The following is a 20761-nucleotide window of genomic DNA, read 5'->3' on the forward strand; positions in this document are numbered from 1 at the left end:
GCAGCTGCCGGCCCGCGACGTCGAACTGCCGCGATGGCTCGCGCGGATGCCGCTGCGCCAGAACGACTTCGGGGTGCAGCTCGACCCGGTTCTCGACCGGGTGCCCACCATGGAGTCGGTCAGCGTCGCCGTCGATGCGCACGACACCGAGGTACTGCTGGCGGCGGCACCGGAAGCATTCGGCGGCACCGTCAACGACGTACTGCTCGCCGCCCTGGCGCGGGCCCTGCGCGGCTGGCAGCGGGCACGCGGCATCGACGACGATGCGCCGATCGGAGTGCTGCTGGAGGGACACGGGCGCTACGAGGAAGTGCTGGCGACCGGAGCCGACGCGGTGCGGGCCGATCTGTCGCGGACGGTCGGCTGGTTCACCACCATCGCGCCGATCGCAATCGATCCGGGCGACGACGCGGTGCACGCGGTCAAGGCCGCCAAGGAGGAGCGACTCGCGACCCCCGACTCCGGCATCGGATTCGGCTGGCTGCGTTATCACGGCGACACCGAGTTGGCCGCCCGGCCGCTGCCCGCGGTTCTGTTCAACTATCTCGGCGCCGCCTCCGGAGCAGGTGGCTCGGGCAGCTCGCAGGGCTCGGACGGCTCGGAGGGCGGTGCGATCCAGGCGCCGCTGGCGTTCACCGCGGTCGCCGGTCCGGACTTCGGTCCGCCGCCCGCCCTGGACATGGCCGCGCAGGCGGTGTTCACCGTCAATGCCGGAGCACGGTTCGTCGACGGTCGCCGCGAACTGTCGGCGTCGATCCGCTACCCCGCGCGGCAACTCGCCGCGGCCGACGTGGCCGAGCTGGGCCGGCGGTGGTCGGCGGAGCTGTCGTCGATCGCCGACGTCGTGCGCAGCGGCGCACCCATCGGACTGTCGCCGTCGGACGTGCCGGGCGTGTCGATCTCGCAGCGCGAGCTCGATCTGCTGGCCGCGCGCTACCCGGGCGCCGCGGTGTGGCCGTTGTCCCCGCTGCAGGGCGGTCTGTTCCTGCAGGCGCAGTTGGCCGCCGACCTCCCCGACGGCGTCGATGTCTATGTGGCACAAGCGATCCTGACACTGGGTTCGGGTGTCGACGAGCAGCGGCTCGCGCGCGCGGCCCAGTCGGTCCTCGATCACCATCGGGTGCTCCGCTCGGGCTTCGTGGAGACCGAGTCCGGTGCGGTGCTCGCGGTGGTCCCCGGCGCCGTCGAGGTGCCGTGGTCGGTGATCGATCTCGGCGATGCCGAGCCGGACGAAGTGACCGCGCGGGTGGCGCAGATCGCCGACGCGCAGCGGGTGCTGCCGTTCGACCTGGGCACCCCGCCGCTGCTGCGGTTCGTGTTCGTGCGCCACGGCGAGTCGGCGACGCTGATCTCGACGAATCACCACATCATCCTCGACGGTTGGTCGGGGCCGCTGGTGATGGCCGACGTGCTGGCGCTCTACGCGACCGGCAACACCTACACCGATCAGGTCGCGGCCGCGGCGGGCGGAGATGTCGCGGCGAGCGGCGACTTCGGCGACTACCTGCGGCTGATCGCGTCGCGTGACGCGCAGGCGGGCCGCGCGGCATGGCGCACACTGCTGGAGCCGGTCGACGGGCCGACGCTGGTGGCGCCGGCTCTCCCGCCGATCTCGGCCGACTCGCTTCCGCGCGACGTCGACGTCCTGGTCGATCCGGAACTCGTCGCCGCGCTCGAAGCCGTGGGCCGCGCCCACGATGCGACGCTCGCGACTGTTCTGCAGCTCGTCTGGGCGGTGCTGGTGTCCCGGCTGACCGGCAACCGCGTGGTCACCTTCGGTGAGACGGTGTCGGGCCGGCCGGCCGATCTGGCCGGCGTCGAATCGATGATCGGGTTGTTCATCAACACCCTGCCCGTCGTCGTCGACGTCGACCCGCAGGCCCCGATCGCCGACATCCTGCGGCGTTTGCAGGCCGACAAGGTCGCCGTGCTCGACTACCAGTTCCTGACGCTGGCGGAGATCGCGGCGGCCGCCGACCGGCCGGTCGTATTCGACACGCTGACGATCCACGAGTCCTATCCGGTCGACGAGAGCTCGCTGGCGAGCGCCGACACCAGCGCCGTCGGCGGACTGGCGGTCGCCGGCGCGCAGATGTCGGACTCGACGCACTACCCGCTGAACATGGGCACCCTGCCGTCGGGCGACGGTCTGTTGCTGCGGTTGAAGTATCTGCCCGCGGCGTTCTCCGAGCAGCAGGTCACCGAGTTCTCGGCCGCGCTGGTGGCCATCATGCGCACCGTCGCGGCTGCCCCGCAGACCACGGCGGGAGAGCTGTCCCTGCTCGACGAGTCGCGTCGCGCACAGGTGCTCGCGGCGTCGACGGGTCCCGACCTCGAGGTGACCGCGCCGCACCTGGCGACGATCCTCGCTGCCCGCGTGGCGGCCACGCCGCATGTGCCCGCGGTGATCTTCGCCGATCGCACGCTGACCTACGCCGAATTCGGCGCACGCGTCAATACGCTTGCACGCGAACTGATTTCGCTCGGCGTCGGCCCCGACGCCGCCGTCGGGATCTGCATCGAGCGCAGTGTCGAGATGGTGGTGGCGATCCACGCGATCGCCGCCGCGGGCGGGCAGTACGTGCCGATCGAAACCGCTGCACCCGCCGAACGGGTGCAGTACATGATGGCTACCGCCGCCGCGTCGACGGTGCTCGTCGCCGCGGGCGCACCGGTGCCCGACGCGGTGGCCGCACTCGGCTCGGTGACCGTCGTCGCGGTCGACTCCGCGGCGGAGATCGACCTGGATTCCGCTGCGGCGCAACCGGTTTCCGATGCCGACCGGATCTCGCCGGTTCGGCCGTCCTCGGCTGCGTACACCATCTTCACCTCGGGCTCCACGGGACGACCGAAGGGTGTGACGGTGTCGCACCGCGCGGTGATGTCGCATCTGCTGTTCGACCGCGGCTACTACGGATTCACCGAAGCCGACGTCGTGCTGCAGGTCCTGGAGTACACCTTCGACCCCTCGGTACTGGAATTCTTCCGGTCGATGCTCGCCGGCGGCACGCTGGTCCTGCTGGCACCCGGCGATCACCGCGATCCGCAGAAGATCGCCGACACCGTGGCGCGCCATGGCGTCACCACCGCGATCATCGTACCGTCGATGCTGGCGGCGATGACCGACGCCCTGGAGGAGCGGGGGAACGCGTGGGCGGCGACGCTCACCCGGATCCACACCGGCGGCGAGGCACTCGTGCCCGCCGTGGCGGACGCGGTGTACGCCAGTTGGCCGCAGGTGACGCTGTACAACCAGTACGGGCCCACCGAGGCGACCATCTTCTCGACGGTGGCGCAGGTGCGCCCGGGACACCAGACGCAACCGATCGGCGTGCCGGTCGCCAACACCGGGAACTACGTGCTCGACGCGCACCTGCAGTTGGTGCCCGCGGGCGTCGCGGGCGAGTTGTACATCGGCGGAGCCCAGGTCGCGCGCGGCTACGCGTCGCGTACCGTGCTGACCGCCGAGCGATTCGTCGCCGATCCGTTCGGCTCGGGTGAACGGCTGTACCGTACCGGTGACCTGGTCCGCTGGAACGATGGCGGAGAGCTGGAATATCTGGGCCGCACCGACTTCCAGGTGAAACTGCGCGGCCAGCGCATCGAGCTGGGAGAGATCGAATCCGCACTGGCGGCGGCGCCCGGCGTGGTGCACGTGGCCGCCGCCGTCGCACAGTCGGGCCGTGCTGCGCATCTCGTCGGCTATCTGACGCCGGCGTCGGTCGACGTGGCCGCGGTGGCGGCCTTCGCCGAACGCAGGCTGCCGTCGTACATGGTGCCGACGGTGTGGATGGCGCTCGACGAGCTCGCGCTGAATTCGGCGGGCAAGATCGATCGGCGGGCGTTGCCCGAACCGGATTTCACCGCGCTCGACGCCGATTACGTTGCGCCGGTGGGCGATTTGGAGCAGCAACTCGCGACGGTCGTCGCGGCGTTGCTCGGCCTGGACCGGGTGTCGGTCACCGAGTCGTTCTTCGCGCTCGGCGGCGATTCGATCATGTCGATTCAGCTCGCGTCGGCCGCACGTGCCACCGGGCTAACGCTGTCGCCGCGGGAGATCTTCGAACGCAAGACGGTGCGGGCGATGGCCGCGGCGATGCTGGACTCGTCGGCCGTACTGCCCGCTCTGCCGGAGCTGCCGGGTGGACCCGCGGGTGTGGTGACGCTCCCGCCGGTGGTGTCCTGGATGCTCGAATACTCCGACACCGCAGCTGATTTCGCCGGTTTCGTGCAGGGTGTCGTGCTCGCCGCACCGGCTGAGCTGACTCCAGACACGCAGGCGGAGCCGGCCCGAGACACGCAGGCGGAGCCGGCCCTCGACGCGCTGGCGGAGCCGGCCCTCGACGCGCTGGCCGAGGTGCTCGGCGTCGTCGTGGCCGCACACGCCATGCTGTCGGCGCGGTTGGCGCAGGTCGACGGCCAGTGGGAGTTGACCGCCGGAGCTCGGTTCGACGCGCGTGCCGCGGTGTCGCGGCACAGTTCCGCCGGACCTGTCGGATCGGACGTGTTCGACGCGGATCTCGTTGCGGCGCACAAGTTCGCGGCCGAACAACTGGACCCGACGGTGGGCGCGCTCGTTCACGCGGTGTGGGTCACCGACTCGGCCGGTGCCGGACGGATCGTGCTCGTCGTTCATCACCTCGGCGTCGACGCCGTGTCCTGGCGGATCATCGTCGAAGACCTGGTCACCGTCTGGGCGCAGCGCAGTGCGGGTCACCCGCAGCACGTACGAGAGGTGACGTCGTCGCAGCGTGCGTGGTCGGCGGCACTGGCCGCGCAGACCGCGCGGCGACACGGCGAACTGGGCTACTGGCTGGAGCGACTTCCCGTTCGGCCGACGCCCCTGGGCGCCGAATTGGTGCGGTCGCGCGACCGCGTGAGCACCCTGGACCTCGTGACGCACGTCGTCGACGCCGACGTCACCGAGGCCTTGCTGACCCGGGTACCCGAAGCGTTCACCGGCACAGCGAGCGACGCGTTGCTCGCGGCGCTGGCGCGGGCGGTGCGCACCTGGCAACGGGCCCGCGGTATCGACGACGACGCACCGGTGGTGGTGCTCGCCGAAGGCCACGGCCGCTACGAGGACGTGGTCGAGACCGGCCCCGAGCCGGTGCGCGCCGACCTGTCGCGGTCGGTCGGCTGGTTCACCTCGGTGGCTCCGCTGGCTCTGGACCCGGCCGACGACGCCGTGCATGCGGTGAAGGCGGCGAAGGAAGAGCGTCTGGGACAACCGGATTCGGGTATCGGGTTCGGTTGGCTGCGCTACCGGGACGACTCCGAGTTGGCGCGGCGGCCGATGCCGTCGATCGTGTTCAACTACCTGGGCGCGGCTGCCGCGGGCGGCGGCGACACGAGCGACACGCCGGTCGACGCCACGGCGTCGCTGCTGGCCTTCGGAACCGTCGACGGCCCCGAATTCGGGATACCCGCGAACTTGACGATGGCGGCGCAGGCCGTGCTGACGATCAATGCGAGCGCGCGCAATGTCGGTGGCCGACGACAGTTGGTGGCCGCGGTGAGCTTCCCGCCCGCCGTCGTGTCGGCACCCGACGTCGCCGAGCTGGCCGAGTACTTCTCGACGGAGCTGGCCGCGATCGCCGACGTCGCGAACAGTGAAGTGCCGGTAGGACTCTCACCGTCGGATGTGCCCGGTGTGACGCTCACCCAGGCCGATCTGGACGCGGTGGACCGCAGCTACCCCGGCGCCGACGTCTGGCCGCTCTCCCCGCTGCAGGGCGGGCTGTTCTTCCAGTCGGAGATGGTCGCCGGTATCTCCGGCGAGGTGGACGTGTATGTCGCACAGGCGGTTCTGTCGCTGGGTGCTGGTGTCGACGAAGATCGGTTGCGCCGCGCGGCGCAGGCGGTCGTCGCACAGCATCGGGTGCTGCGCGCCGGATTCGTGACGACGGCGTCGGGTGCCGTGGTCTCGGTGGTGCCGTCCTCCGTCGAGTTGCCGTGGACCGTCGTCGACCTGGGTGCGGTCGACGAGTCGACGGCGACGCAGCGAGTGCAGGAGGTCGTGGCCGCACAGCGCGTGCTGCCGTTCGATCTCGCTGCGCCGCCACTGCTGCGATTCGTCCTTGTGCGCCACGGGGATACGTCGACGCTGGTGTCGACCAATCACCATCTGATCCTGGACGGCTGGTCGGGGCCGCTGGTGATGGCCGACGTGCTCGCGGTCTACGCGACCGGCGCCACGTACACCGGCCAGGTATCCGGCGGCGCGGCGGGCGACTTCGGTGACTACTTGCGGCTGATCGCGACGCGGGACATCGATGCCGGATTGGCCGCCTGGCGATCGGTGCTGGCGCCGGTCGAGGGACCGACACTCGTCGCGTCGGGCGAAGCGGTGTCGGACACCCAACTGCCGCAGGACTGTGAGGTCCCGATCAGCGGCGAGTTGGTTGCGGCTCTCGAGTCGGTGGGTAGAGAGCACGGCGCGACGCTGGCGACGGTGCTCCAATTGGCGTGGGCCGTGTTGTTGTCGCGGCTGACCGGCAACCAGGTCGTCACTTTCGGTGAGACGGTGTCAGGGCGGCCGGCCGACCTCGACGGTGTCGAATCGATGGTCGGTCTGTTCATCAACACCCTGCCCGGGGTGGTCGACGTGGACCCGGCGGCGTCGGTGGTGGCGGTGTTGGAGAAGTTGCAGGCCGACAAGGTCGCGGTGCTGGACTACCAGTACTTGAGCCTGCCGGAAATCACCGCCGCGGCAGACGTTCCCATCGGCTTCGACACGCTCACGGTGCACGAGTCCTATCCCGTCGACGCCTCGTCGCTGGAATCGACCGACGCCAGCGCGGTCGGCGGTCTGGCGATCACCGGTGCGCAGCTCAGCGATTCGACGCACTACCCGCTGAACATGATCACCCTGCCCGCGGCCGACGGCCTGGTCGTGCGCGTGAAGTACCTGCCGGGCGTGTTCAGCGCACGCGAAGTGCAGGGCTTCGCGGCCGCCATTGCGCAGATCCTCACATCGATTGCGGCACAGCCGTATTCATCGATCGCCGAGATCGACATCACCGCCCCCGACGAGCGCGCCGCAGTGGTGGCCCAATCGTTCGGCCCGGCGGTGCGGGTCGCGTCGGTGACGGTTGCTGATGCGGTTGTTGCGGGGTTGGCTGGGGCTGGTGCGGGGACGGCGTTGTGGTTTGAGGGGCGTGGTGTGTCCGTCGCCGAGTTCGGTGCGCGGGTGAATACGCTTGCGCGCGGGTTGATTTCGGCGGGTGTGGGGCCGAATGTGGCGGTGGGTGTGGCTGTCGATCGCAGTGTGGAGATGGTTGTCGCCATTCATGCTGTGGTGGCTGCGGGTGGGCAGTATGTGCCGATCGATCCGGCGGTTCCGGTGGATCGGGTGGAGTACATGGTGTCGGTCGCGGACGTCCGGATCGTGGTGACGGCGGCTGGGGTGGTGCCGGAGTCGGTGGTGGCGCTGGGTGATTCGGTGCGCGTGGTGGAGGTGGACGGGTCGGGGGATGTCGATCTGTCGGTGCGGTCGGTGTCGGATGCGGATCGGTTGGCGCCGTTGCGGGCTGATGATGCGGTTTATACGTTGTTCACGTCGGGGTCGACGGGTCGGCCGAAGGGTGTGACGGTGTCGCATCGGTCGGTGTTGAACCGGTTGGTGTGGGGGATTGACACGTTCGGGCTGGCGGCTGACGATCGCGTCATCCTCAAGACGCCGTTCACCTTCGATGTGTCGGTGCCGGAGTTGTTCGCTCCGGTGCTGGCGGGTGCGACTGTGGTGATCGCTCGGCCGGGTGGGCATACCGATCCGGAGTATCTCGTCGACCTGTTGGCGGAGTCGGCGGCGACGTCGGTGCATTTTGTGCCGTCGATGTTGTCGGTGTTTTTGGATGTGGTTGCCTCGGAGCGGTTGTCGGCGTTGACCTCGTTGAAGTGGGTGTTCGCTTCTGGTGAGGCGTTGCCGCCGGCGGTGGTGGGTAAGGCGCATGCGGTGTGGCCGCACGTTGGTATCCACAATTTGTTTGGTCCGACGGAGGCGGCGGTGGAGGTGTCGTGGGCGGATGTGTCTGATGCCCCGGCGGTGGTGTCTATTGGTGCGCCGGTGTGGAATACGGAGACGCTGGTGTTGGATGCGCGGTTGCGTCCGGTGCCGGTGGGGGTTCCGGGTGAGTTGTATCTGGGTGGGGTGCAGATCGCGCGTGGTTATGCGGGGCAGTCCGGCTTGACTGCTGAGCGGTTTGTCGCTGATCCGTTCGGTGTGGTTGGTTCGCGGTTGTATCGTACGGGTGATTTGGTGCGGTGGAATGCTGGCGGTGAGGTCGAGTATTTGGGTCGTACCGATTTTCAGGTGAAGTTGCGTGGTCAGCGGATCGAGTTGGGTGAGATCGAGTCGGTGTTGGCTGGGGCTGCTGGGGTGGTGAAGGCTGCGGTGACGGTGGCGTCGACGCCGTCGGGTGCGCAGCATTTGGTGGCGTATGTGTCGCCGGTGTCGGTGGATGTGGAGGTATTGAGAGCTGTTGTGGGGCAGGCGTTGCCGTCGTATATGGTGCCGTCGGTGTGGACGGTGCTCGACGATATCGCGCTCAATAGTGCGGGTAAGATCGACCGCCGGGCCCTGCCCGCCCCCGATTTCGGCTCCCTGGAGCGCGACTACGTCGCCCCCGTCGGCGACGTCGAGGAGCGACTGGCGGCAGCCTTCGCCGACGTGCTCGGCGTCGAGCGGGTCAGCGTCGTCGACTCCTTCTTCGACATCGGCGGCAACTCGCTGTCGGCGATGCGCCTGGCAGCGCGAGCCGGTGACGTCCTCGACGCGGCGATCTCGGTCCGCGACATCTTCGACGCACATACGGTCCGCCACCTCGCCGAGTCGAGCGGTGAGCGCGCTCGTGCGCTGCCCGCGATCACGCCTGCGCAGCCGCGCCCGGACCGCATCCCGCTGACTTTCGCTCAGCAACGCATGTGGTTCATCAACCGGTTCGAACCGGCGTCGCCCGTCTACAACATCCCAGCCGTCTTGCGGCTGACCGGCGACCTCGACGTCGCCGCGTTGCGCGCGGCGGTGATCGATGTCGTCGCCCGGCACGAGGTCCTGCGGACCACGTTCGGAGCCGTAGACGGTGAACCGTTCCAGTCGATCGGCGACGTCGACGAATTCGACGCCCGCGACGTCTGGCGGGTCGTGTCGGACCTGCCGGAGATCGAGGCCGCGGTGATGACCGGCTTCGACGTCACCGAGCAGTGGCCGCTGCGAGTTCGGTTGTGGGAAGCCAAAACTCCCGCGCATGCAGCTGTTGAGGCGCAACGGGAACACGTCCTGGCCGTCGTGACCCATCACATCGCGGCCGACGGCGAGTCGCTGACACCACTGGTCGCCGACCTCGCGTCGGCGTATGTGGCGCGCGCGTCGGGATCGGCGCCGGCCTTCTCGCCACTGCCGGTCCAGCTCGCCGACTTCGCGGTGTGGCAGCACCGGGTGCTGGGGTCGGCCGACCACCCGTCGTCGGTCATCGGCACGCAGCTCGCCTACTGGCGTGAGCAGTTGGCCGGATTGCCCGACGTGCTCGAGCTCCCCGCAGACCGACCCCGGCCGAGCGTCGCCTCACGCGCCGGTGCACTATCGGCGACGGCCATTCCGGCTGTCGTCGCCACCCGCATCGGGGAGGTCGCGAAGGCCAACGGCGTCACACCGTTCATGGTGCTCCACGCGGCGCTGGCCGTCGTGCTCGCGCGACTCGCCGGACGCGACGACATCGCGATCGCCACCCCGGTCGCCGGGCGCGGTCAGCAGGTGCTCGACGCGGTGGTCGGCATGTTCGTCAACACCCTGGTGCTGCGTACGCAGATCGAGCAATCCGCCGACTTCGCCGGTCTGCTCGCCACCGTGCGGACCGTCGACCTGGATGCCTTCGCCCACGCCGACGTTCCGTTCGAGACCGTCGTCGAGGCGGTGGATCCGGTGCGTTCGGAAGCGTTCGCGCCGCTCGCCCAGGTCCTGTTGTCATTGAACCCGGGTGCCGGAGCGGGCGCGGGCGTCGACGTCGGCGACCTGCGCATCGAACCCGTCGATCCGGGTGTCGTCGGCGCACAGCTCGACCTGTACTTCACGGTGTCGACGGCGCCGACCGGCGATTGGACGCTCGGCGTCGTCTATGCGACCGAGCTGTTCGACGCGCCGCGGGTGGCGGCACTGCTCGATCGGTTCGTCACGGTGCTCGATCAGCTGACCGCGGCTCCGACGACCCCGCTGGGCGATGTCAGCATCTTCGTCGGTGCGGAGGATGCCGCGCAGGCGCGGATGGAACTGGGGCCCGACGTCACGCTGCCGGCCGCCGCGACGCTCTGGGATGCGGTCGCCCCCCGGATCGAGGCGACGCCGACCGCTGCGGCACTGGAGTTCGCCGGCCGAACGGTGACCTACCGGGAGTTCGGCGCCCGAGTCAGTCTGCTCGCGCGCGAACTGGTCGCGGCGGGCGTCGGTCCCGACGTGGCGGTCGCCGTCAGTCTGCACCGCTCGGTGGAGATGGTCGTCGCCATCCACGCGATCGTCGCCGCCGGTGGCCAGTACGTGCCGGTGGACACCTCCGCGCCGGCCGACCGCGCGTCGTACATGTTCGACACCGCCGATGTCTCGGCACTCGTCGTCGACGACCCGCTGCGGGCGAAAGACGTTGTGGCAAGCGCACAATCGCGGGGCGCGACGATCGTCGTCGTCGACGCGGCAGGTCCGGTCGACGAGACGGTCGCGTTGTTCACCGCGGGCGAGCGCTCGGCTCGGTTGCTTCCGGATCACGCCGCGTACACGTTGTTCACGTCGGGGTCGACGGGTCGGCCGAAGGGTGTGACGCTGTCGCATTCGGCCGTGCTGAACCGGTTGTGGTGGGGTCTGGACGAACTGCCGATCGACGCGGGCGACACGGTGATGCTCAAGACGCCGTACACGTTCGACGTGTCGGTGCCGGAGTTGTTCGCGCCGTTGATGATCGGCGCGCGAATCACGATCCTCCCGGCGGACGGCCACCTGAATCCGGTCGTCGTCGCCGACGAGATCGAGCGCACGTCGACGACGATGGTGCATTTCGTACCGTCGATGTTGTCGGTGTTCGTCGAGGTCGTCGGCGTCCAGCGGATGTCGCGGATGTCGTCGGTGCGGATCGTGTCGACGACGGGTGAGGCGTTGCCGCCTGCGGTGGCGGCTGATGTGCGGTCGGCGTGGCCGGCGTCGGGAGCGCAGCGAGCGGGCCGGGGGTCGGCTCAGCCCGACGTTCTCTTCTACAACCTGTACGGTCCGACCGAGGCGGCGGTGGAGATCACGTTCGAGAAGATCGACGCCGTGTCCGCGGGCGATGGGTCGGTGCCGATCGGTGTGCCGGTGTGGAATTCGTCTGCGGTGGTGCTGGATTCGCGGTTGCATCGAGTTCCCGACGGCGTTGCGGGCGAACTGTACCTCGGTGGGGTGCAGCTGGCGCGCGGCTATGCGTCGCGCGGCGATTTGACGGCGGACCGGTTTGTGGCCGATCCGTTCGGTGCCCCGGGTGCGCGTCTGTATCGCACCGGTGACCTGGTGCGCCGCCGAGCCGACGGTGTGCTGGAGTATCTGGGCCGCACCGACTTCCAGGTCAAGCTCCGCGGCCAGCGGATCGAGCTGGGGGAGATCGAGGCCGCGATCGCCGCTGCCCCGGGTGTGGTGCATGCGGCGGCGACCGTGGTGGCCGCGCCGTCGGGCGATCAGCAGTTGGTCGGCTTCGTCGCGCCGTCGTCGGTGGACGTCGACGCGGTGAAAGCAGCTGTGGCGCAGTCGCTTCCGGTGTACATGGTGCCGACGTCCTGGGTCGCGTTCGACGAGGTCGTGCTGAACTCGGCGGGCAAGCTGGACCGCAAGGCCCTGCCGGAACCGGACTTCGGCTCGGTCGAGAGCGAGTTCGTGGCGCCCGACGGTGACGTCGAGACGCGGTTGGCCGCGGTGTTCGCCGATGTGTTGGGTGCGGATCGGGTGTCGGTGGTCGAGTCGTTCTTCGACCTGGGCGGCAACTCGCTCTCGGCGATGCGGTTGGCGGCTCGCGCCGGTGACGTGCTCGGTGTCGAGGTGTCGGTGCGCGATCTGTTCGAGGCGCCGACCGTGCGCGGGTTGATCGCCGCGGCGTCGTCGAACTCCGTTGTGGTCGAACCGGTTTCGGCGGTCATCCCGCGACCGGACCGCATCCCGCTGTCGTTCGCGCAGCAGCGCATGTGGTTCATCAACCAGTTCGACGCCGCGTCGCCCGCGTACAACCTGCCTGCCGTGCTGCGGCTGACCGGTGACCTCGACGTCGCGGCTCTGCGTGCGGCCGTCGTGGATGTGGTGATCCGCCACGAGGTACTGCGCACGACCTATCCGTTGGTCGACGGCGAGCCGGTCCAGGTGATCGCCGCGGCAGACGACGTCGAACGTGGAATCGATTGGCGCACGGTGGATTCCGGCGAGGACATCCTCGCCGCGGTGACCGCGGGCTTCGACGTGACGCGCGACTGGCCGGTCCGGGTGCGCCTGTTCGAGGCGAGCGATGGGGTAGCTGACCACCGCGAGTACGTGCTCGGCGTCGTGCTGCATCACATCGCGGCCGACGGTGAGTCGATGCTGCCGCTGCTCGGTGATCTGCTGACCGCATATGCGGCACGGGCGGAACAGCGCTCGCCCCGATTCACCCCGCTCGCGGTGCAATTCGCCGACTACGCGTTGTGGCAGCATCGCGTCCTCGGCGCGCCGGACGATCCCGGCTCGATCGTCGGCGCCCAGCTCGACTACTGGAAGCGGCAACTGGCCGGCCTGCCCGACGTCCTGGAACTGCCGACCGACCGGCCCCGCCCGGCGGTCGCCAGCCAGCGCGGCGGCAGCGTCGAGTTCGATATTCCGGCCGATCTCGCCGAACAGATCCGGGAGGTGGCCACGGCGACGCGAACCACGCCGTTCATGGTGGTCCACGGTGCGCTGGCGGTGCTGTTGGCCCGCTTGAGCGCGTCGGGTGACATCGCGATCGGCACGCCGATCGCCGGGCGCGGGCAGGCGGTCCTCGACCCGCTCGTCGGCATGTTCGTCAACACGCTGGTACTGCGCACCGACGTCGGGTCGCGGCAGAGTTTCGCCGAGCTGCTCGAGCAGGTGCGCGGCGTCGACCTGGAAGCCTTCGGTCACGCGGTGGTTCCGTTCGAAGCCGTCGTCGATGCGCTCAATCCCGTTCGCTCCGAAGCCTTCTCGCCGCTCATCCAGGTGTGGTTGTCGGTGCGACAGGACGGCGGAACCGGAACCGGATTCGACGGTGCGACACGTGCCGGCGAGACGTTGACGGTCACTCCGGTCACTCTCGATCAGACGCCGGTGCAGGTCGACCTCGTCGTCGACGTGAACGCGCCTGCCGCCGGATCGTGGAGCGCCAAGGCGTCGTTCGCGACCGATCTGTTCGACGCCGCAACGATCGAGGCGATGATGGCGCGGTTGGTGCACGTGCTCGGTCAGGTCGTCGGAGACGCCTCGCTCGCGGTGGGCGACGTCGAGTTGCTCGGTGCGGCCGAGCGCGACACCGTCGATGCATGGTCGCACGGTCGCGACCTGGTGGCACCGGCCGAGACGACGCTGGCCGGACTGTTCGTCGACCGTGTCGCGGCTTCGGCGACGCGGACCGCGATCGTCACGCCGTCGGTCACTCTCACCTACGGGGAGCTCGGCAGCGTCGTCGCGGCGTTGGCCGCACATCTACTCGACCTCGGCGCGGGCCCGCAGGCTCCGGTCGCCGTGTGCCTGCCGCGGTCGGTGTCGTTGGTGGCAGCCGTGCACGCCGCCGGTGTCGCCGGATCGTCGTTCATCACGATCGATCCGGAGGCACCCGCCGATCGGGTCCGCTACCTCCTGGAGACGTCGGGCGCGCGGATCATGCTGGTACCGGCGATCGTGTCCGCGGAGACCACCGCGGCCGCCCGTGATCTCGGCGTGCAGGTCGACACCGTCGACGACGCGCGCGTGCTCGCACCCGCCCAGGATCCGACGTCGGTGAGCCTCTCCGACGTCGTGCGCAGGGTCGGTGTGATCCATCCCGACTCGGCGGCCTACACGATGTTCACCTCCGGCTCGACCGGACAGCCCAAGGGCGTCGTCGTCGGGCATCGGGCGATCACCGCGCACATGCGCCACGACGCCGCCGCGCACGCCTACACCGTCGACGACGTCTTCGTGCAGGTCGCGGCCAGCACGTTCGACGCGTTGCTGCTCGACGTCCTGCGACCGATCGTGTCCGGCGGGTCGCTGGTGTTGCTGCGATCGTGGGACCACCGCGATCCGCGGGCCATCGCCGCGACCATGGCGCAGCGCGGGGTCACCGCGGCGCTGCTGGTGCCGTCGATGCTGTCGACGATGCTCGACGTGCTGTCCGACGACGAACTGGCGGCGGTGCGCCTGCGCGCGCTCGACGTCGGCGGTGAGGCGCTGTCGCGGGCACTGGCCGACCAGGTCCGTGCGGTGTGGCCGAGCGTCGAACTGCGCAATATGTACGGGCCGACCGAAGCTGCCATCTGTTCGACCTCCGCTCCCATCGACGCGGATACGCCGATCACCATCGGTGCGCCGGTCACTCGGACGACCACACGGGTGCTCGACGCTCGGTTGCATCCGGTACCGCGCGGCGTCGCGGGCGAGCTCTACCTCGGTGGGGTGCAACTGGCCCGCGGGTACGCGAGCCGCGGTGACCTGACGGCGGACCGGTTCGTCGCCGATCCGTTCGGTGCGCCCGGCGAGCGGCTGTACCGGACCGGCGACCTGGTGCGGTGGAGCGCCACCGGCGATCTGGACTACGTCGGCCGCACCGACTTCCAGGTCAAGCTGCGGGGTCAGCGCATCGAGCTCGGTGAGATCGAAGCGGCCATCGCCGCGGCACCGGGCGTCGTGCACGCGGCGGCGGCCGTGGCGACCTCACCGACCGGCGGCGAATACCTCGCTGCCTACGTGTCGCCGAGCAGCGTCGACCTGCCACAGGTCACCGCGGCGGTCCGGCAGTCGCTGGCCGCCTACATGGTGCCCGCGGTGTGGACGGTTCTCGACGAGCTGCCGCTCAACAGTGCGGGCAAGATCGATCGCCTCGCGTTGCCGGCTCCCGCGCCCGCAGCCGAGGCACAATATGTGGCCCCCGAGGGGCTGCGCGAGACGATGATCGCGCAGATCTTCGCCGACGTCCTCGGCGTCGAACGGGTCTCGGCTACGGCGTCGTTCTTCGATCTGGGCGGCAACTCGCTGTCGGCGGTACGGATCGTCGAACAGATCCGGCGCACGCTGCACAGCGAGATCGAGCTGGCCGCGATGTTTGCCGCACCGTCGGTGCGCGCGATCGCCGAGCATCTCACCTCGCAAGCACAGGCCGGTAGCGGCGTGCTTCTCCCGCTGCGGACCGACGGCAGTCTGCCGCCGTTGTTCTGTGTGCACCCGGCGGGCGGTCTCGCGTGGTTCTACGGCGGGTTCGCGCCGTACATCGAGGACCGGCCGATCTACGGTCTGCAGGATCCGCACGTCGTGGCGGACGAGCCGATCGAAGACGATGCCGTGGCGGTGGCCCGGCGCTACGTCGACGAGATCCGGCGCGTGCAGCCGGACGGGCCGTACCATCTGCTGGGGTGGTCGGTCGGTGGCGTGATCGCACAGGCGATGGCGACGCTCATTCAGGACGAGGGCGGAGTCGTCGGGTATCTCGGCATCATGGACTCGGCGCCGGTACCGGAGATCGAGTTGCCGGTGACCGAGCCGGGCGAGTCGGTGTCGGCGCACGCCGAGGCGTTCGGGGCCCAGGTCGAGGACGCGGGGACCGAGGATACGAGCGAGGAGACCGACGGATCACAGATGGCCGACCTGCTCGGCGGTTGGCGTGATCTGTTCGACCTCGGCGATGATCTGCATGCGACGACGCCGGAGGAGGTCGTCGCGATCGTGCGTGAACAGATCGCCGGCATGGGACTGTTCGCGGCCGACCAGGTGGAACGCATCATGGAGAGCTTCGGCGCCGCCCAAGAGGTGGTTGCCGGATTCACGCCGCGGCCGTACTACGGTGACGTGCAGGTATTCGTGGCGACCGCGGACAAAGAGGATCCCGACGTGGTGGCTCAAGCGTGGCGTCCGTACGTGGACGGCCGATTGACGGAGATCCACGTGGACACCCATCACCTCGGGATGGCGAATGCGGATGCACTCGCTGTCGTCGGGCCCCGGATTGCGGCTGCACTCGCTGCGGGAGACCCGAGTTCCGACTAGACCCGCAGGGCCGTCGTACCAGGCGGCGGCCCGCAATGAGAAGATAAGGCGATCGTCGCCTTGGTATGAAAGGACAACCCAATGACCAATCCGTTTGACGATGAAAACGGCCGCTTCTATGTGCTGGTGAATCACGAGAACCAGCACTCCCTGTGGCCGACCTTCGCCGACATCCCCGAAGGCTGGACCAAGGTGTTCGGCGAGGACAGCCGCGCGGCCTGCCTGGAGTACGTGGAGAAGAACTGGACCGATCTGCGACCGCAGAGCCTGATCGACGCGATGGAAGCGGACAAGGCCGCCGCCGAGGGCAAGTAGGAAACGCAAGCGTAGATCTCAGGGATGTGGCTGTGGAGGCACAGGTTCATCACAGCCACATCCTGTTGACTATGGGTGACTTCCGCATCTGCAGTCTCAGCGGTAACGTTCCAGGGTGTGATTCTGGTCACAAAGTTAGCTGGACTGAACAAATTTGCCACCACAGGATCGCGCTCTGCGCGTATTCATGGCAAGCTTGAGTGGTAGTCGTCATCCGAACGAAGGACAACTAGTCGGGACGTCGGGAAGCCGTCATCCGGAGGTAACAATGAACCAATTGCTCGAGCACATCCAGCAACGCGCTGAGATCACGCCGACGCTCACTGCCGTCCGCCACAGTGGCGAAGCGGTGACTTTTGGTCGCCTCGATAGTGCTATCGCCGACTACTCACCGGTTGTTACCGCCAGCGGCATGAGCGATCAGTCGGCCGTCGTAGCAGGGCTCTTGCACTCGTTGCCGACGGTCACGCGCCTGTCGGCCGCCCAGATCGGCGCCGCCATGCACGACATGCTCGCTTGGCTCTCGCGCGACCTCGACGGTGGCGCTGGTCGTCAGCTGCGCGCGGTCTGACACTGGGGCGAACACTCTCTACTCGACTCAAAGCGGTTCCCGGGCCTAGGCGGTCCGGGAGCCGCTTTTTTGGGCATGTCGGCCGCCGTCGGATCACTTCTGCGTGCGCGGGCGGCTGTTTCGGGTAGTCGACTACTCGCGCCGCGGGGCACACGTGACACTAGTGTCCTCTGAAGGGTCGATACCGCCCCGCTGACCTGAGTGAGAGTGTGAGTGACATGAGAATTCGCCGCCGGATGGCAGCCGCCATCGTCTTCGCTTCGCTGTCGGTGCTCGCGGGTCAGGGCGTCGCGGCCGCCGCACCGCTCCCCGGTGCGCACCAGGTCGTGTACGGGCTCGACAGTCCGCACTGCTTCCCGGTCTTCGCTCAGTTCGGGCCGTTCTTCGGCGTGGCTTGCTACGTTTAGCCACTATCGCTTACTGGATCGATTTCGTCGTCGAATGACATGAGATCCGATGACATTATTGTTGCGTTGATACTGGTGAATTCTGGAGACCAGTCGTGGGCCCCCGCTAATCTGAAGTCGACTGTTTCGGAATAAGAGATCGTCATAATGCTGCGTAGTTCCACCTCTCGTTCCTATTCGCATTACAAGGCGGATATCGTCGCGAGTGGATCCGTCAGCGCCTCGTCGATTTCCATCGGACGTACAACCTGCTATCGGAAGAACTGACAAGAACGGAATTCGGTTGGGAGGACTGACAATGGTCGGGTGCTTGTCTGCGCCCGAGGTCTGCCACGGGAAGAAACACTTGCATTGCGCGGGACGATAGACGAATTAGGCGGCGTGGATTCACGAGAGGAAAGATCATGCGACGTACAAGGATTGCGGCATCGGTATGCGCGGTCGGGATGGCGGTGGGGATCGGTGTCGCCGGTGCGGGGGCCGCATCTGCGGCGCCGATTCAGGGCCTGCAGCCGCACAATGTGATGTTCGGTGGCGGCAACAAGTACTGCCGCGGCTATCAGCCGGCGCCCCTTCTCGGTCCGCTGCTGGTCATCGTGTGTTACGTCTAGCGTAACTACGCGGTCGGCCACAAGTGACTGGAGTGATTCGAGTAGGCGATCACTCGTGCCGGTCGTTGGGCGCGGCGTACCGTGAAAGTGGCCGAATATCGATGCCGTTGCGGCATGGGGAGATTGGAAAACCGATGAATCGTAAGAACCTCGCAGCCGGCGTGGCTGCCATCTCGATCGCGTCCGGACTAGCCGTGATGACACCTTCGGTAGCGTCTGCCGCGCCGTCGACCTTTCGTCACGAAGTCTCGCAGTCGTGCGTGTTCGATTTCACGTTCCCGATCATCGGCGGTCGAGTGAAGTTCCTGTGCTACGACTCGTGAACGTCGATGCCTGCGGATGCAGGCATCGATCCACCTCGGTAGTCGTTGCTATGACCCGTTGCTGATGAGATCCGCCGTACCGACCGCGGCCTGAGCGGTCGCGCCGTCGATTGCGTAGAGCACGTGCACGATGTCGGGCATTCGGAACTGGGCGCCGTTGCACACGTTGTCGCCGGGCGCGCAGTAGACGAACGTTCGGCCTTGATACTCACGGCCGACGACCATCTCGGGGCCGCCCGCGCTGCGCAGATACTGCGACGACGGTGGCGCGAACATGACGATCGCCGCGATGTGCGAAACCGTCTGGGGGGCAATGGAAGTGAGCGTCGGTGCGCTGAGTCGCCCGCTCGGAGTCGGTGCGGGAAGCGCGGGGTTGACGGCGTAGGCGGTCACCATCGCGCCCTGTGAATATCCGCCGAGGACGATCCTGGTTCGGGGACAGGCCACGGCCAGTCGATCTGCGGCTCGTGCCATACTCCGTGCGCCGGCCAGGACCGTTCGCGCGAACTGAAACCGATTGATGAACCCGACGCTCGCCGGGTAGTTGACGCCGATCGGTTCGACCGACTTCCCGGGCAGGAGCGCGCTCAGTGCGGTGGTGAAGGTCAAGCCGGTGACGCCGATGGGTGCGCCGATCTCGTTGGTACCGCGCGCGAACAGGACGGTGACGTCACTGCATCGTGGGCTGGCCGACGCCTCCGTCGATGGTGACATCACCGCGAGACCGCATAGCGTCGCCACTGCGCAGAAGAACGTGGCCAGTAGTCTTGTCCGCACTGGTCGATGATACAGAAGTGAAAGAATGCAATCTCTGTGACTGGAGTGGCTGCTTGAATCGCCTTCCAACTGTGATCGATCGGTGATCTCGCAGTTCGGGCACCAAGTCGCCCTGATGCCCGCGGTCGTCCCGAAGGCGGTGACGTTGCCAGATTCGAGTAGTTCGCGCGCGCCGCAACGCCACGAAGTTGCCTTCGGTTCCAGTGAGCCGTGGTGCCCGGAGTATGGCCGTGTCCGGATAGTCCTGTTCGGCATCTACCTCGGGACTGCTTGTCTGGGGTGAACTCGTCGAGGGAAGTCGGCCGGGTTACAGCATTCCCAGCACGGCCCAGGTCAACATCAGCACCGGTGTCCCCACCAGGGCGGTGGACAATCCGATCGCGATCGACGCCGCGGCCCGCCCGGATCCCTTGTAGTGGTCCGACCCGTTGACCTGCACTAGCCCGACCACGCCGAGGATCGCCGCCAGCACGCCGAACACCGCCCCGAAACCGAACAGGATGAGCAGCGGCATCGAGATCAACGCGGACGTGAACGCCCAGGACACCACGGGCGCCGTCTTGCGAACCGGAATGTAGACCGGAACGTACGGAGCCGGAGCGACGATTCGGCGTCGAACAAGCGGGGCGGGAGCGTGCCGATCGATCGGTGCCGGCACGACGATGGGATCGAGACGCTGCACGCCCCAGAAGTCGCCGACGGCGGGAAGCGGATCGTCGGGCACGGCCGAATACGCGTAGGGGAGCGTTGAGGGGCGCGGCGGCAGAATGAACGTTTCCGGGGAGGTGTCAGACTTCACGAACGTTCCCTTTCGCTCCCGCGGGCCGGTGGGCGCGCAACATCGCCTCCGATGCTACGCGCCGAAAATGGGCAAACCCCCTGGCCGCGGCCGCGACCAGGGGGTTTGTCGGTAGAACTCAGGGAAAAATCAGGGCTGCCCCCGACGCTCAGTGGCCGGTGTGATCACCGGCCAGCGATGTCAGCTGCGACACGGCGTCGGCTGACAACTTCCAGGTGCCGTCGACGTCGACGTAGCTCAGTTTGATGTCGACCGGTTGTGGTGCATGCGGGCTGGCGACCGAAACCGTGGCTACCGCCTTGTCCTTGCCGTCGCCCTTGACCGACTTCACGGTGAAGACATCGGGGGTGTACCCGCCCATCGACGCGCCCTTGGCGAATGCCTGCAGCGCGGTCTTGGTGGCGGCACTGTCGGTGTCGACGACGGCGTCGAGTTCTGCGGCCGTGGTCTTCGGGTCGATCGCCTTGCGCAGCGCGGTCTGAGCGTCGCTGACGCTCAGGTCGACGGCGGCGTTCTCCAGCGGCGAATCGCTGACCACACTCGGGGTGGTGCCGGTGGTGTTGCTGGCGACCTCGCCGTTGCTGCAGGCCGCTACACCGAAGACCGCCGCTCCGACGATCGCGGCTGCGGCGGCAGTCTTGCGCAAGTTCATATGAAGCTCCTCGTTCGGTAAGTAAGTCCAGCCTAATAGGCTGAGCGGAGCACGGTTGAGTGGGGCTTGGAAACGCCG

9 protein-coding genes (1 of these 9 cut by a window edge) are annotated in these 20761 nt (G+C 68.0%); 6 read left to right on the forward strand and 3 right to left on the reverse strand.

Annotated elements, in window-relative coordinates:
- The 6 genes from HH308_RS02500 to HH308_RS02525 form a co-directional block, all read left to right on the forward strand.
- Positions 1-16228, forward strand: partial view of a non-ribosomal peptide synthase/polyketide synthase gene (locus tag HH308_RS02500; RefSeq protein WP_170192601.1) — the 3' end only. It extends 16619 nt beyond the left edge of the window; 16228 of the gene's 32847 nt are visible here — the last part of the coding sequence; its start codon lies beyond the left edge, outside the window; its stop codon occupies positions 16226-16228.
- 81 nt (positions 16229-16309) lie between these two features.
- Positions 16310-16543 carry an MbtH family protein gene (locus HH308_RS02505; RefSeq protein ID WP_170192602.1) on the forward strand — a complete coding sequence of 78 codons (234 nt, stop codon included), beginning with the start codon at positions 16310-16312 and terminating at the stop codon, positions 16541-16543.
- A gap of 268 nt (positions 16544-16811) precedes the next feature.
- A complete protein-coding gene (locus HH308_RS02510) occupies positions 16812-17114 on the forward strand; it encodes a hypothetical protein (RefSeq protein ID WP_170192603.1) in 303 nt (100 codons plus the stop codon).
- A 218-nt stretch (positions 17115-17332) separates the two neighbouring features.
- Positions 17333-17521 carry a hypothetical protein gene (locus tag HH308_RS02515; RefSeq protein WP_170192604.1) on the forward strand — a complete coding sequence of 63 codons (189 nt, stop codon included), beginning with the start codon at positions 17333-17335 and terminating at the stop codon, positions 17519-17521.
- Between the two features lie 404 nt (positions 17522-17925).
- Positions 17926-18132, forward strand: coding sequence for a hypothetical protein (locus HH308_RS02520; RefSeq protein WP_170192605.1), 207 nt, complete (start codon positions 17926-17928; stop codon positions 18130-18132).
- 134 nt (positions 18133-18266) lie between these two features.
- Positions 18267-18455 carry a hypothetical protein gene (locus HH308_RS02525; protein ID WP_170192606.1) on the forward strand — a complete coding sequence of 63 codons (189 nt, stop codon included), beginning with the start codon at positions 18267-18269 and terminating at the stop codon, positions 18453-18455.
- Between the two features lie 48 nt (positions 18456-18503).
- On the opposite strand, the gene HH308_RS02530 is transcribed toward HH308_RS02525, so the two are convergent.
- From HH308_RS02530 to HH308_RS02540, 3 genes are all read right to left on the reverse strand, one after another.
- Positions 18504-19232, reverse strand: a complete 729-nt coding sequence (locus HH308_RS02530) for a cutinase family protein (protein WP_170192607.1) — start codon at positions 19230-19232, stop codon at positions 18504-18506.
- A gap of 307 nt (positions 19233-19539) precedes the next feature.
- The gene (locus tag HH308_RS02535; protein ID WP_170192608.1) at positions 19540-20031 is read right to left on the reverse strand and encodes a DUF4190 domain-containing protein; all 492 of its coding nucleotides are present in this window, start codon (positions 20029-20031) and stop codon (positions 19540-19542) included.
- A gap of 148 nt (positions 20032-20179) precedes the next feature.
- Positions 20180-20683, reverse strand: coding sequence for an MTB12 C-terminal domain-containing protein (locus HH308_RS02540; protein WP_170192609.1), 504 nt, complete (start codon positions 20681-20683; stop codon positions 20180-20182).
- Between the last annotated feature and the right edge of the window lie 78 nt (positions 20684-20761).

The organism is Gordonia asplenii (assembly GCF_012933505.1).
Classification (GTDB): Bacteria; Actinomycetota; Actinomycetes; order Mycobacteriales; family Mycobacteriaceae; genus Gordonia; species Gordonia asplenii.

What these genes read in the sequence shown, in the direction of transcription:
- HH308_RS02505 (WP_170192602.1), top strand. Translation starts at nt 16,310, where the DNA reads ATGACCAATCCGTTTGACGATGAAAACGGCCGCTTCTATGTGCTGGTG.
- HH308_RS02540 (WP_170192609.1), bottom strand. Translation starts at nt 20,683, where the DNA reads ATGAACTTGCGCAAGACTGCCGCCGCAGCCGCGATCGTCGGAGCGGCG.
- HH308_RS02520 (WP_170192605.1), top strand. Translation starts at nt 17,926, where the DNA reads ATGCGACGTACAAGGATTGCGGCATCGGTATGCGCGGTCGGGATGGCG.
- HH308_RS02510 (WP_170192603.1), top strand. Translation starts at nt 16,812, where the DNA reads ATGAACCAATTGCTCGAGCACATCCAGCAACGCGCTGAGATCACGCCG.
- HH308_RS02515 (WP_170192604.1), top strand. Translation starts at nt 17,333, where the DNA reads ATGAGAATTCGCCGCCGGATGGCAGCCGCCATCGTCTTCGCTTCGCTG.
- HH308_RS02525 (WP_170192606.1), top strand. Translation starts at nt 18,267, where the DNA reads ATGAATCGTAAGAACCTCGCAGCCGGCGTGGCTGCCATCTCGATCGCG.